Origin of the sequence: cyanobacterium endosymbiont of Rhopalodia gibberula (genome assembly GCF_003574135.1) — a bacterium.
Classification (GTDB): Bacteria; Cyanobacteriota; Cyanobacteriia; order Cyanobacteriales; family Microcystaceae; genus Rippkaea.
Genome location: NZ_AP018341.1, coordinates 2,113,930 through 2,128,216, shown reverse-complemented (window position 1 = coordinate 2,128,216; position 14,287 = coordinate 2,113,930). Strand labels below are relative to the sequence as shown.

Annotated in this window: 7 protein-coding genes; 4 read left to right on the top strand and 3 right to left on the bottom strand. The window is 31.4% G+C overall.

What is annotated here, in order from left to right; all coding sequences use genetic code 11:
- The first annotated feature begins 94 nt into the window (after nucleotides 1-94).
- Together RGRSB_RS06770 and RGRSB_RS11135 are read left to right on the top strand one after the other, a co-directional pair.
- A complete protein-coding gene (locus RGRSB_RS06770) occupies nucleotides 95-1,699 on the top strand; it encodes a B12-binding domain-containing radical SAM protein (RefSeq protein ID WP_119260391.1) in 1,605 nt (534 codons plus the stop codon).
- A gap of 672 nt (nucleotides 1,700-2,371) precedes the next feature.
- The gene (locus tag RGRSB_RS11135) at nucleotides 2,372-2,500 is read left to right on the top strand and encodes a DUF2805 domain-containing protein (protein WP_119260390.1); all 129 of its coding nucleotides are present in this window, start codon (nucleotides 2,372-2,374) and stop codon (nucleotides 2,498-2,500) included.
- 1,354 nt (nucleotides 2,501-3,854) lie between these two features.
- Here RGRSB_RS11135 and RGRSB_RS06760 read toward each other — a convergent pair.
- Together RGRSB_RS06760 and RGRSB_RS06750 are read right to left on the bottom strand one after the other, a co-directional pair.
- A complete protein-coding gene (locus tag RGRSB_RS06760) occupies nucleotides 3,855-4,586 on the bottom strand; it encodes a GUN4 domain-containing protein (protein ID WP_119260389.1) in 732 nt (243 codons plus the stop codon).
- 828 nt (nucleotides 4,587-5,414) lie between these two features.
- The gene (locus RGRSB_RS06750) at nucleotides 5,415-6,668 is read right to left on the bottom strand and encodes a tRNA nucleotidyltransferase/poly(A) polymerase-related protein (protein ID WP_119260388.1); all 1,254 of its coding nucleotides are present in this window, start codon (nucleotides 6,666-6,668) and stop codon (nucleotides 5,415-5,417) included.
- A 196-nt stretch (nucleotides 6,669-6,864) separates the two neighbouring features.
- Between RGRSB_RS06750 and RGRSB_RS11130 the strand changes: the two genes are divergently transcribed.
- Both RGRSB_RS11130 and RGRSB_RS06740 read left to right on the top strand, forming a co-directional pair.
- On the top strand, nucleotides 6,865-7,008 hold the full coding sequence (locus RGRSB_RS11130) for a Ycf34 family protein (RefSeq protein WP_420823011.1): 144 nt from the start codon (nucleotides 6,865-6,867) through the stop codon (nucleotides 7,006-7,008).
- A gap of 93 nt (nucleotides 7,009-7,101) precedes the next feature.
- The gene (locus RGRSB_RS06740) at nucleotides 7,102-8,004 is read left to right on the top strand and encodes an ROK family protein (protein ID WP_119260387.1); all 903 of its coding nucleotides are present in this window, start codon (nucleotides 7,102-7,104) and stop codon (nucleotides 8,002-8,004) included.
- A gap of 3,920 nt (nucleotides 8,005-11,924) precedes the next feature.
- Here the strand turns inward: RGRSB_RS06740 and gcvT are convergent.
- A complete protein-coding gene (gene gcvT, locus RGRSB_RS06735; protein ID WP_119260386.1) occupies nucleotides 11,925-13,058 on the bottom strand; it encodes a glycine cleavage system aminomethyltransferase GcvT in 1,134 nt (377 codons plus the stop codon).
- Nucleotides 13,059-14,287 lie beyond the last annotated feature (1,229 nt).

Here is a 14,287-nt window from a genome sequence, read left to right as displayed (position 1 = left end):
TGACCGTCTTCTCAACAAATTGACTTTTTGTAATGTAGTGGTTGGGGATCTAATTCCTAACCACTTTTTTAGTAGTTGTATTCTCTAAATTAAAATGACTGTATTTAACCAAGAACATTTACTATTTACTCCTGCACCTCCTCAATCTGACGCCATACCTACTATTTTTGCCTTTCCTAATGAGTACACTATAGGAATTACTAGTTTAGGCTATCAATTAGTTTGGAAAACTTTGGCGTTAAGATCGGATGTTGATATTAGTCGTTTATTTACGGATATTTATGAACCTTTACCGCGGTCACCTGAACTCTTGGGCTTTTCTTTTTCCTGGGAATTAGATTATATCAATATTCTTAATCTGCTGGAATCTTTCGAGATTCCTCTTTATAGTAATCAACGAAATAATTATCAACCTTTAGTATTTGGCGGAGGTCCGGTGTTAACGGCTAACCCTGAACCGTTTGCTGCCTTTTTTGATGTAATTTTATTGGGAGATGGAGAAGAGTTATTAGATAATTTCATTGATGCTTATCAAGAAATAAGAACAGCAGATCGTAAAATTAAATTACGATATCTAGCCAAGATACCAGGAGTTTATATTCCCAGTTTATATGAGGTGACTTATTATAGTCTTGATGGTGGAGTCAAATCGATTGAACCTATTGACAATGATATTCCAGCTGTTATCAAAAAACAGACCTATCAAGGGAACATATTGTCTGCTTCGACAGTAGTTACAGAGAAAGCTGCTTGGGAAAATATCTATATGGTAGAAGTAGTGAGAAGTTGTCCCGAAATGTGTCGTTTTTGTCTTGCTAGTTATTTAACATTACCCTTTCGTAAAGCTAGTTTAGAAAATTCTTTGATTCCCGCTATTGAAAAGGGTTTGACGGTAACAAATAGAATTGGATTGTTAGGCCCATCTGTCACCCAACATCCTGAATTTGAAATTTTACTAGATTATTTATCTCAATCTAAATATGAAGATATTCGCCTTAGTATTGCTTCGGTTCGAACTAACACAGTTACTAAAAAGTTAGCTAGAACTTTAGCTAATAGGGGAACTCGTTCGATTACCATTGCGATTGAAAGTGGATCAGAGCAAATTCGTGAAATCATCAATAAAAAGTTAACTAACAAAGAAATAATTCAAGCAGCAATTAATGCTAAAGCAGGGGGATTGAAAGCAATAAAGTTTTATGGTATGGCTGGACTTCCTAAGGAAAAAGACTCAGATATAGAAGCCACTATTAGAATCTTAGAAGATGTTAAAAAAGTTACACCGGGATTGAGGTTAACCTTTGGTTGCAGTACTTTTGTCCCTAAATCTCACACTCCGTTTCAATGGTTTGGGGTTAATAATGAAGCTAAAAAAAGACTGAAATATTTAGAGAAACAGTTGGGTCAAAGAGGAATTAATTTTCGTCCAGAAAGCTACAATTGGTCCTTGATTCAAGCTTTAATTTCTAGGGGGGATCGCCGCTTATCAAAGTTATTAGAGTTAACCCGAAATTATGGAGATACATTAGGAAGTTATAAACGAGCATTTAAAGAATTAAAAGAAGAATTACCTTCCTTAGATTTTTATATTCATAGAGATTGGAAAAGAGAGCAAATATTACCTTGGCATCATTTACACGGACCCCTGTCACAGCAAACTTTAATGAAGCATTTAGATGAATCAATGAGTAATACTTAAAGATTACTTATTGAAGTAAGTAGAGTGAAATAGACATTATGTTATTATTTTTTTAATAGAAAATAAGCTTATCATTAAGATATACAAATTTTAGTTATGTAAAGATAGCTCAATTGTGAAATAATAATATTATTGAATAATATATATACTATATATATCGAAAATTAGAGATAATCAGAGAAAAAGATTACAGATATTAAGCAATAAGTTAACTGGCATAAAAAGTTTTATAAAAAAATGTTAAAAATAGCTAAGAATAGAATGGTGTGTATAGATGAATTAAGATCTAATAATAGATAAGATTGTCCACAGGCAACAGTTAAATATAAGTAAAGCTACTACACTCTTTAAGATATAAATACACAAATGAAAAGGCTAGTTTAATTAGTGCTTTAAAAAAGAAAAAAAATTCACTTATTTAAGTATTAATGGGAGGAATAGAGTTTTATTTAAAGCTTAATTGTTTCGAAAGTTTAATCCATCAACTAGAACTAGGAAATATCTCAACTTAATAGTGAATATCAATTACTTTAACAATAAAATCACCAAATTTAGACAATATATAAATTAGTCGTATCGTTAAAATTGTCTTGAAAGATTGAAACCCCTTCAAGGTAATTAAGTAAATATCCAGTTTGGTATGAGAGAAGAATAAGTCATTGTCTTAATGCAATGTACTATGGTATGGAAACATCCAGTTTTGAGACATTGCCAAAAAGAGTTGCTGGAGATAAAACCAAACACCAACTCAAAAGAAACTTTTTTGCTGGTATTTTCAAGTCAAAGAATAAAAAAACATAGCTTCTTTTTTTTTACAAGGTAAATCTATGTAATCATTCAAATTTAAAATAGTCGAAATAATTACATCGCACTAATGTTAGTCTATTACAGAGCATGTGTAAATATAATTTATAGTTGTATTGTCTGCTATAAGTTTCGAATATCACAATAATATTTCTTGATCTATATTTTAACTAACTTGTTTATGTTAATTAATAAATAGTTTGATTTATATTTTTTAATATTACTTATTGAATAACTAAGAGAAGAAGATATCCCACAAATAATATATAGAATAACCGCTGGTAGCAACTAATGCAATGAATAGTATCTTCCTTACTGACTAGAAATAACAGAACATCTTTCTAGATAAAATCCTAGCATTATTGAAATAATTACTTGAGTCTTATAGATGATTTTAAACTTCAATCTTTTCTCTAAAAAAACTGATAACTTTACCAAAAGCTCGATAGCATTTCAGTACTGATTTGATATTTCTTAACTTTAGTTAGATTAATCACTGTTCTTATTGCAGATATTTAGCTAAATTTATTTCTATAATTACCAAAATTGTCTTATACAAGGTTTTATCATCAAAGTATAATAAAACCTTGTATAAGATAGTTCTTTCTTGATTTTTTAACCTGTTAATTGCACTTTTATGTAAAATATAAATTTATTATAAAATAATTAATAGATTTTTAATAAATCACTTCATGAGTCAATTAGCGACGCCAAAGAAAAATATTACCGATAATTTTTTAAAAAATTAATTTTAATCAGTGTAATTTTTTACCACTAACTAATAATAGTATTGCTTATATTAAGAGGTAGATTAAAGAAGATAGAAATAATGCCAAAAGACAATAATCTTTTCATTAATAAATTTTCTCTTACAATTGTTCTAATACAACCCCAAAATTCTGACAAGGTCTCTCTTTAGAATAAAGAGTATAATTCAATTCAGAAAAACTAAAAACTGTAGATAATATCCCACATTCAGTATTAGTATCTAATATTAGTCCAGATAATCGATATTCAGTTCAAACCATCCACCTTGCAAATGAGATTTAGATTTAGAGGTTAGACTTTTAGCATAGATGAAAGCTATGTAAAAAGTGATTATATTCTAGAATACAGCTCACAGTAACAACAGCGTCGGCCTTTAGGAAAAATTTCCCTAAATCAATCCCCAGGATATTTATTGTATTTGCTAATAAGTGTTTTATTTCAAGTCGTTAACGATTAATCAATTCAATGATACCATTTTTGATTAGTACAACTCCCAATTGATAATTGAGACTCATATCAAACATAGCAAATTTTTGTTGTTCGAAATTCTTCCCTTTTATAAAAAAAACAAGTTAATTCAAAGTTACCAGTTATTTTCTAACCAAACTGGATGAGTAAACAAAGAAGCTGTAACCCGAACTCCTCGTAATTGATTTAATAGAGGAAGGTGTCCTACAGGCGCGCTTAAATCCCAGATAAACTCATTGGGATAAAACGTCCAATTATTATCTTTTTTCCAGCCAATTTTTGGCCATAATTTAGTAAAATCTTTTCCTACAGATAGCCAAAGTTTCCGTTGTACTGAGAAGCCAAATCTTCCTTCTGAATAAACCCACCATAAAGAATTAATGGTATGTAAATCGGTAGTAGGGAATTGTTCAACTTCAGTAAAATAAATCCATTTGCGCTTGACTGATGCCTCTCCTGCCAATTCACATAGTTTTTGTCGTGTAATAGTATCAGCGTCTTTAAATTTTTGATTGATGAGTAGGTCCTTGAGGAGTTGATAATCAGTGTTGCATTCTGACTCGAGAGGGACAACCCCATAAGGAAAATTAATTTGTAAAAATTCTTGAATTTTTGGTATTTTTATTTGGTAAAGGGCTTGATACGCTTTCCCCATCACTATATTGGGGATTCTCATCTCCGATAACAGCAAAAATGTCATCAATACCTCCCAACTTGCCTCCCCCATATTTATTAACTGGGGAATCGTCTGAAGCTGTTTTTTAGTGGACTCTACTAAAAACTTACTCACCTCTGGTGAAAAATCATCTCTTGTATTCCAAACTGCAGCGATGCTTTGCTCAGTCATAAGACCACCTGTCGACTCTTGCCTTCACTATTAATATCACTAATTGAGATTAATTAACTTAAGGTTTAAAGTTCATCTAGATATGTGTAGACAAATTGGGGTTAAAGAGTAAAAGCTTTTTAAATTCACTTTATCTCCTAAGATTTCATGTTTTATTAATTCATAAGACAGTTTCAAATACAACACGCATAATCGGTTTCATCATGAAAGTATCTAAGGTATCCATCTCTTTATAGCGACAACGTTTAGCTCGTCTGGCTATTTAGCATACAACAAGATAGCGATTAAAAGCTACACCTATTAACTTATCAGTAATGTACACTGTTTCTGGTAAAAATAAAGAAAAATACTTATTCATTCTCGATTTTTTAGTTGTTTAACCACTGAATTTTTCTAAAATTGTCAAGCTAAGTATAAGTAAAGGACAATCCAAGAAAATCATAGGAAAAGATTAAGTTTATTTAAACAGAATATTTATGCTTTCATTTTGAAGTTATTTTGTTGTAAATTACTTTGACAGTGTTTATTATTCTAATTTTATTAGCTAAATTTTTAGTTTGATTTATATTCAGATTTTTTAAACTACTTTTTTAGTCTACACTTGTTTTAAGCTTAGCTATCTAACTATTAACTATAGTAAATGTATTTTTTTACTTAAAAACTTAATTTATAAGCGTTTCAAATACTTTGAAAAGTTTATATATCTTTTCATGTATATGGTCAATAGAATTTATATAATAAAAATATATACCCAAGTTAAAGATTATTTAATTAACGGTTTATCTAAAATAATGTAGTTTTCTTTTGAAAGTATAATTATTATTTCGTTTAGCTCCTTCTAGCTAATTCAAAAGCTTCTTCTATCGTTGAAATTTTTCCTTCAATACAAGCCAATTTAATTTCCGTTAATAATTCCCCAATTTTGGGACTTGGCTCTATATTTAACTGTTTAATTAAATCATGTCCAGTTACTAAGGAACAAGGATAGACTACTTGATCTGTAGGATCAAGATAACGATTAATTAAAGAAAAAATAGCCTGAGAATCTATCCTTTTTGCTAAAGTTAAAACAGCTAATACTGGAAAAAAATCTCCTACTTTTGCAAAGAAGAAATACAATTCTCTTAGGTTCATAATACCTTGATTGTGTTGTAATTCAGGTAAATATTTTAGAGCGTTAGTTACAGTACGAATGTCAACACGAGAGTACTTTAAATTAACTAATTCTAACTCAGCTTTGTTGGGAATAGAAGAAGTTAAAATTGCTAACTTTGCTTGTTTAACAGTTGTAGAATAATATTTATAATCATTCAAATGATAGTTTAAAAACCGGCAAAATTTATCTGGAGTTAGCTTCTCTTTTAACAAAGAAACTACCTGATCTATTTCAATAAACTGGTATAGTTTTTCCTCGGTTAGTTGTTTAAACCATGGGTCAAATAAACCATCTTTAGCCGCATTAATTAAATTTTCACTTCCCCGAATATTTGATAATAAGTGATTTAATTCATTTTGTACTCTTTCTACCGCAACTTGCCCAATCAAAGGAGCTAACTTACGAATAGTTTGTCTAGTTTCATGTTCAATGGTAAAATTCAACTGAGTACTTTGACGATATGCTCGTAACAATCGTAAAGGATCATCTTGAAGATTTTTTGGGGATACCATTTTTAAAATCCCTTGTTTTAAATCTTGTAATCCATGTAAAGGATCAATCAATTTCTGCTCATGAAAATTATAAGCAATTGCATTAATGGTAAAATCGCGCCGCTTTAAATCAATTTCTAAACTATTCCCTTCCTGTTGAGCGAAATCTACTGTTCCTTGTTTGAATACAACCCTAGCAATTTTTCTTTTTTTATCTAAAATTACGAATCCAGCATGATAATGATTTGCCATAGTTCTGGCAGTTTCTATAGCTAAATCCGGTAAAACAAAATCTAAATCTAAATAATTTCTCGAACAATTAAGAAACGCATCACGAACCGCACCTCCTACTAAACAAGCAGTTGGAGGTAGCCACTTTAAACTAAATGGTAAAGAGTCTGCTGATAAATAAGTCAAACTATTTTGCTGAATCATTAAAATTAATAAAGATAAACTTAAGAAAGTCGCTTATTGTAGCGTTGCCTAAGTTAGATTAACAATAAGAAGATAGATAGAAGAGAGGGAGTGTGTATTTACGTTAACTGCTATTGCACTGATCGCCGTACGGCTTATCATACGGTGTAACTTAAAGACGAACAACTAAAATTTAACCAGTCATCCAACATTTGAACTGATTGAACCCATCATCAATGTTAACATTTCTTCCGAAGATGATTATATCGAAATGGAATGGGATGTGGTCAATTGTGATAGTCTTCAACAAGAGGCAGGTAAGTGGTTAAAATTACGTCTAGGAAAATTTGTTCCCACGTAAATCAGTCCATCTTAATCTACATTATTTTTTATAAAGGTTGGGTTAGCGATTTTTAAAACTCCGATTTATGACGTATTTACTGTCTACTGATTTATGAAACAGCAATCAGTTATTGGAATTGATTTAGGGGGAACTGCTATCAAATTAGGGCAGTTTCTCAGGGATGGTACCTGTTTAAAGTCTTTAACGATTGCAACACCCCAACCCTCTAGTCCAAAGATAGTTCTGAGGACGATGGTGGAGGCTATCAAACAGCTTGAATTTCATCAAACCTGTCACGCTTTGGGAGTGGGGACCCCTGGTCCGACTGATGCTCAAGGAAGAATTGCTAAAGTAGCTATTAACTTGTCTGGGTGGCAAGATGTCCCTCTCGCGGATTGGTTGGAGACAGAAACCGGACTTCCCACCACCATTGCCAATGATGCTAATTGTGCAGGGTTAGGAGAGACTTGGCTAGGAGCAGGTAAAAACTTCAAAAATCTGATTTTGTTGACTCTAGGAACTGGCGTAGGAGGAGCTATTATTCTCGATGGACACCTGTTTACTGGGCATTTAGGAGCCGCAGGAGAATTGGGATTGATTACCCTTGATTTTGACGGACCCCCATGTAAAAGCGGAAATCAGGGGTCATTAGAACAATATGCTTCAGTTCAAACAATTCGTCGGATGACAAAGAAAGAACCGATCGAATTGGGGCAACTAGCTGCAAAAGGCAACCAAGAAGCCCTAAAGTTTTGGGAAAATTATGGTTGTTTATTAGGGGCAGGATTAGCCAATTTAATATATATCTTAACCCCCGAAGCGGTTGTTATCGGAGGTGGGGTGAGTGCGAGTGCCCCCTATTTTTTCCCAGCTACTCTCTTAGAAATTGAACGGCGAGTTATTCCTAGTTATAGAGAAGGATTACAATTAGTTTCTGCTAAATTGGGGAATCAAGCGGGAATGATTGGGGCGGCTAGATTGGCTTGGGAAAAAATTGATGGACTCACAAGTTAACGCTTATTTAAAAACATCTTTAGAAATTAAGAAAAATAGGAATTACGATAGATGACTTGCTTATGTTAGTTCTTATTTTTTTATATAAAAATATTTAAACACTCAGTCTAAATGATTAAGTAAAGTTCCTTACAGTGATATAAAAACATAATATCGCTCGTTTGTAATTATTAATTATCTTATCGTTCATAATCTGGAATAAGTTCGTATTTTTGATAATAATTTAAAAAAAATTCTGTTATATTTGTATCTACAAGATGTATCGTATAATTAAAATACTAATTGTCATTCAAATATCATTATTTCATTTTTATAAAAAAAGTCTAAATTTTTACAAATTTAGACTTTTTTTTGAGAGTAAGTTTTTTCTATTCTTATTACAGAAGAGTGTCTATTCTACTAGAACTGCACGATTTACTAATAATTAAATCTCCAATAAGAACGTAAAATTATCAAAATTCACTTTACCCCAAAAATACTACTTTTTCTCATTATAGATTTAATCAACAAAGTCGATTTAGGTTCAAACTACCATTTTAGCTAGCTATAAATTTTTAATTATAATAAAACTATATTGGCTAAAGGAAAACCAACATTTAATCAACAATTATCAAGTAAAGATTTTACACTGGTTATTGTTAACATAAAATGAACTGAGAAAATCATCTTAATTTATCAAATTTTTGTTAGTATATTGTGGCAGCTCTGACAATGCTTTATATTTTTACATCAACGAAGAATACTTTTATGAAGTGTCTTGACGAAATTGCGAAGAAATAGAGTAGAAATTCTTAATTATCCTGGTAAGATAAAAACAAGATTACCCGTATACAACAGCTATAAGTCAAGAAAAAACATTTGAGTGAAGCGATGTCACGAGCTAGTAAAATTTGCTGTTGTCGATGGTAAATATCAGACAATTCTTTATCAGAATAATTTTTATTGTTTAAGTAAATTGAATCATAATAACTGCGTATGTATGACCAATTATCTAAAATAAATATCTAAAATAAAGTGTAGTAAAATAGGGTATAATATAATACCTAATAACTAGTTTTCAGTATAAAAAATGGAATGAATTACCCTGAATCTTACTTTTGCTATTTTCTAAAAAAATAGAGTTTCTATTGATTAATTTTTACTTACAAATATTTATACTGTTAACAGTACTGTTGATTGAATAATCTCCTGAGAATAATATGGAAAATTTTTTTATATTTATTTCTGTAAAAAAAGATTGAGAGCAAAATCAGAACAAAAATAAGATATAATAAGAATTATTTATTTTTATTATTTTTCGTTATTAACATTTAGACATTCAAGTTTTTTAATGATCAAGATTTTTTAAATATACTTAAATATCGAATACCTGATTCTGAGATATTTTAAACTTCTATAGTAGAATAGCAAAACAGTAAATTTAGGTATAAGTTTATAGTTTAGAGATGTGTTATAATTATTTTTTAGTTATCTTTTCGTTAAAAATTATGATATCTTCCTCATTTATAACTAAATATCACCTAGTATATTTTGTCACCAGTAAAGTTTTAAATATTTAACTTTTAGCTAGGTTTCTTAAATATTAGTTCCGCAAAGTAATTACTAATCTGGATAAAAAATAGAAGTTACTAACCGAGAAAATATACATCTATTAATCTGTCATAACTGAGAAAATAATTATAAGGATAGAAAATCTAGGATTAATTTATCTTACTTATTATTTATATTTTTTTCACATTTATGAAAGTGGAAATTTGAGATCTAAATTAGCTCTAGAAATAGAATTGGCAGCTTATATAGTTCATGTGGAGATTTTGTATGAAGTAGGTGTGAATGTAGAGCCTTATTTACATAATAATTATTACGGGATGTTAACTGAATAATGAAAGAGCTCTTTTCGAAAATTTTATATATTGGTTGCAGTGTATGTGTTTACATTGCTCAAGAATACCGAACCCTATTTAGATGAATATTTTACTTGAGATTTAACTACTGCTTTAATTGATGCAAGATTTAATTTTATTTAAATTACTTCCATAAGTTCTCGTCATCGGACCATTATTATACAGGCGAAATTATAGATATTTTATAACTAAAAACTTGAGGAAACCTCAGTTTTTTTAATTCTTTTAAAGTAGAGATATTTATTAAATTATTGAATATGGAGTCTCCACTAATTGTTTGTAGCAACTGGGCTATAAGTTAACTATAAACAGCTTTTTTAGAAATTCTCTTAACAGTAATAACTGCCGGTATAGGTGGATTATTGGGCTGTTTACTCAACCGATTAGATCCCAGAAGGATTGTCTTTTCTTGAATGAACTTTCGAGCTAATGTAGTTGACAAAGCAAACTGACGAACTTCTGAAGCTATATCAATACGGTCCCTATTTCTTTCCCTAGGAAATTGTACCGAAAAGAAGATAGTTCGTCGATTTTGGGTAAACTAAGGTCCAGTCATTTCCACTTTCATTAGACTGATCACAAAAGGATAAGCTTCACCTTGATTGACTCCCGACAGGAAAAGATACTACATTGCATTGTTATCAAATAATCCTACCTTATCTTTGATGCTTAGCAGTTGACTATCTTTAGTTAGACTAATGACTTTTTGATTCCGTTTAGTGGTGGACATATCCATCACCATCAACAGATTACTATTTTTATCAAATTCTAAGTTTTCAAGGTTAGAAAGCCCCAGTCTCCTTTCAGTTATTTCTCTCCCTACAGGTAATAATTCCTATAAAAAGCTCATAGAATTTAAATCATTGTTATCTTCTTGTCATAGTAGAATTAATCCAAATTCATAATTTGTTTTCTTATTAGGACTGCGGAAAACTTCCATATCTGGACCCTATCTCTCACTTAACTCCCAGCAGCAAAGGTGATATACACGCTTCTATCCAGAGTAACTTTTATGTCTTTAGTCTGAAATTGTACAGATAATTATAGCCGTATTTTCTGCAAAATAAGCATTTATTAGAATTAAAGCTTGTTTTTATTGAAAATTACCTAGATTAAAGATCATTAAGCATTTTAATTTTTTTTAAACGTAACAATCCCTTGATTATTTATAACTTTAATTATTCCTCCTTCGGTTCGATTCGGATTAAGTAAAGTAACTAAATCTACTTGGACTTGGCAAAGCAATACATGATCAATTTTAGTATTTGGATTTAAGGAAATTCATTATACTGTCTCGTTAGGTTTAAATAATGTCCAATAGAGAATTAAATGTTCCATTGAGTGAAATTTTTATTCTTCATAAAAGTAATTACCTTATTAGAAACAAATTTATGAAGATGTTCTCCTCGGCGACCATATCCTGAATAAACTACTAATTTTTGTTCCTTAAAAGCTCAGAACGCCACTGTTTCAGGTGAAATCGTCCTAAAGAAGTATGTTTAGTTCCATAGTTAGAAGGATTTGTCAGATCAGTTTTTACCACCAATCTATATTTATTTAACGCTAACCCAAAGATATTATCATGTCCACCTTTAAGAAATTAAAAATAAATTTATGTTATTTTTATTGATGTTTTTTAGAACAACTTTTTTAATAAAAAAAGTGATAGAAAACTAATTATATAGTACCAATTAATGATACTACACCAGATAGCTATACCTTTCTGAAAAATTAAAGACTTAACTCGTTGTTATTGGTTAAATTTTTGATTTTTTTTTATTTGACTGAGTATATTATACTAATTCAGTAAGACTTCTTTCATCTTACTAATTATTTAAAAAACTAATGAGCTCAAGGCTGATCTACAATAATGTCCAGATCAAATTGGACAATTACAGATAAAAAAAATTAGTGTTTTAGTCGCCGTTAGATATCCTTTCCGTACCGAAGCGTTTACTGATGGTTTAAGTTCCTAGGTCGGATATTGGCTTTTATACAGAAGTAACCGCTCATATTTTAGTTATAAGGTCGATTAAGAGACCGATAAAAAGGTTTTTTAACAACTTTTGTCGGATATAATTTACCCCGAACTTCTATCTCAAGAGTGCTTCCCACTTTACTTAAAGCACGAGGAACATAAGCAAGAGCGATAGCTTTTTCTAAGGTGGGGGATAAAGTTCCACTGGTGACTTCCCCAACCTTGTTACCGTCTGAAAATACTGGGTAACCATGACGGGCAATATGTCGTCCTTCCATCTGTAACCCCACCAGACGATGGTTGACTCTTTGAGCTTTTTGTTGCTCTAAAATCCTCCGTCCGATGAATTCTCCTTTAGAATCAAGATGGACCAACCATGCTAAGCCAGCTTCTAGAGGAGTCGTACCATCTCCGATATCCTGTCCATACAAAGACATAGCCGCTTCCAACCGAAGAGTATCCCTAGCTCCCAATCCACAGGGAGTGACACCAGTTTGACATAGTGATTGCCAAAGTTTTTGTCCTGTCTCCGGATCAACCATCACCTCAAAGCCATCCTCTCCCGTATAACCTGTGCGTGCGATAAAGGCAGATTTTCCTAAAACCGTTCCTTCTAGGTGTCCAAAAAACTTGAGTTGACTTAGATCTTCTTTCACTAAGGGCTGTAATTTCAAAATAGATTGAGGACCTTGAATAGCAATTAGAACTTTTTCCTGGGACAAATCTTTAAAAGTAATCGTTTTTTTATCTAAATGTTCTAAAAACCAGATTTTATCTTTCTGGGTTGTACCTGCATTCACAATAATGACGACTTTTTCTTTCCCTGTCTCCGTTTTTCCCTGATTATATATAATAATGTCGTCAATAATGCCTCCTTGCGAATTTAGAAGTACTGTATATTGAGCTTGTCCTCGTTGTAACCGTTCTAAATCTGAAGGGACCAAGGACTGTAATGATGAGATTACTTGGGTTCCTTGGAGAACAAATTTGCCCATGTGAGAGATATCAAATACCCCAACATCAGTACGGACTGCTTGATGTTCAAGTTTAAGCCCTCCAAATTGAACCGGCATTTCCCACCCAGAAAATTCTGTTAGTTTGGCTTTTTGTTGAATGATCAAATTATATAGAGGGGTACGTAGGAGATCAACAGAAGAGTATAATTTAGCCACAATTTTATAAAAGAAATTAAGATGCAGAGACCATTATTATAATTTAATTTTACTGGTCTTTATTAATTTTAGTATTCAAAGAATGTACAACAACATCCCCTGGAATCACTTTGAATATTATAAAGAGGAAAGTGAAAATTCCAACACTATTGGCTTCGATGGTGAAGACATGTTAAGAAACAATTTGATTTGCTAACTTTCTGAGTTTGACTACGTTTAGTTCAAGAATAGATGCTGAGAAGTACTCGGCAAAATCAATTCTTTCCAGAAGATTTTAATAGAGTACCCTAAACAGAATTATAATAATGTTCTCCTCTAATTCGTTTAACTCTCCTTCATAAACTGTTAGTTTAGCAGACAGTTAGAGGAATTTATCCTCAATGGGCAGTTCAACTAAAGTCTCCACGGCGGAAGAATGTGACTAATAACGATTGTAAAGTTTTTTTGAGTTAGTTAGATCGGCTAAATTAAGTGGGGAGACTATTAACTAATATAATATGTTGTAATCATAGATTACCGATAAGTTTGGTTATATTACAGTCATCATTATGCTCATCTAAAAGATAGAGATCTATGAATTGAACTGAAGACAATTATGTTAATTCCAAAATCACAGAGAAATTAAGCTCTAAAGTGAACTAGTGTTTTTCCAGCAGCAAAATTGGCTAAGATTTCGACATCAAATGTTCTTCCTTGTGGAGATCAACCAACATTCTCTTTAAGAAGAATATAGAAGAGTTGTCCCAGCAAGACTTTGAACTGATAGAGGAAGAAAATTACGGCAATAAATCTAAGTGAACATCACAGGCATAGGCTATGTTGCCATCCACTCAGGTATTTAATATTTTGTCTCGTAAATTGATATTTGATGTATGGGAGCACAAGAACCTTAAAACTCCTTGTTCTAATCTTAGGAGAAAACCCGGTAACAGCATTCTCCTTCTCTGAGCAGAAGACTCATGAATGTGCTTTAGTTGGATATTCTTCTTACTGACGGTAATAGAAAATGCATAGATAGGTACGTCGAAGTACTCGATAAGATCAAGAATAAGACCCTCTCTCCTGGTAGGTGACTCACCGGTAGTAGTTTAATGATTAGATTTTCAAAAAGTCTAATTGGCGATCACCGGATAAAATAGTAACAGTACAAACCAATTGAATAAACAGTAGAAGTTAGAGCTTTCGTATTCATGAACTCTTTGAGTCAGTCGTCTTAACAGAAAAGGTTT

Excerpts from the sequence above, each read along its gene's own strand:
- RGRSB_RS06770 (WP_119260391.1), top strand. The coding sequence starts at position 95 with ATGACTGTATTTAACCAAGAACATTTACTATTTACTCCTGCACCTCCT.
- RGRSB_RS11135 (WP_119260390.1), top strand. The coding sequence starts at position 2,372 with ATGTACTATGGTATGGAAACATCCAGTTTTGAGACATTGCCAAAAAGA.
- RGRSB_RS06760 (WP_119260389.1), bottom strand. The coding sequence starts at position 4,586 with ATGACTGAGCAAAGCATCGCTGCAGTTTGGAATACAAGAGATGATTTT.
- RGRSB_RS06750 (WP_119260388.1), bottom strand. The coding sequence starts at position 6,668 with ATGATTCAGCAAAATAGTTTGACTTATTTATCAGCAGACTCTTTACCA.
- RGRSB_RS06740 (WP_119260387.1), top strand. The coding sequence starts at position 7,102 with ATGAAACAGCAATCAGTTATTGGAATTGATTTAGGGGGAACTGCTATC.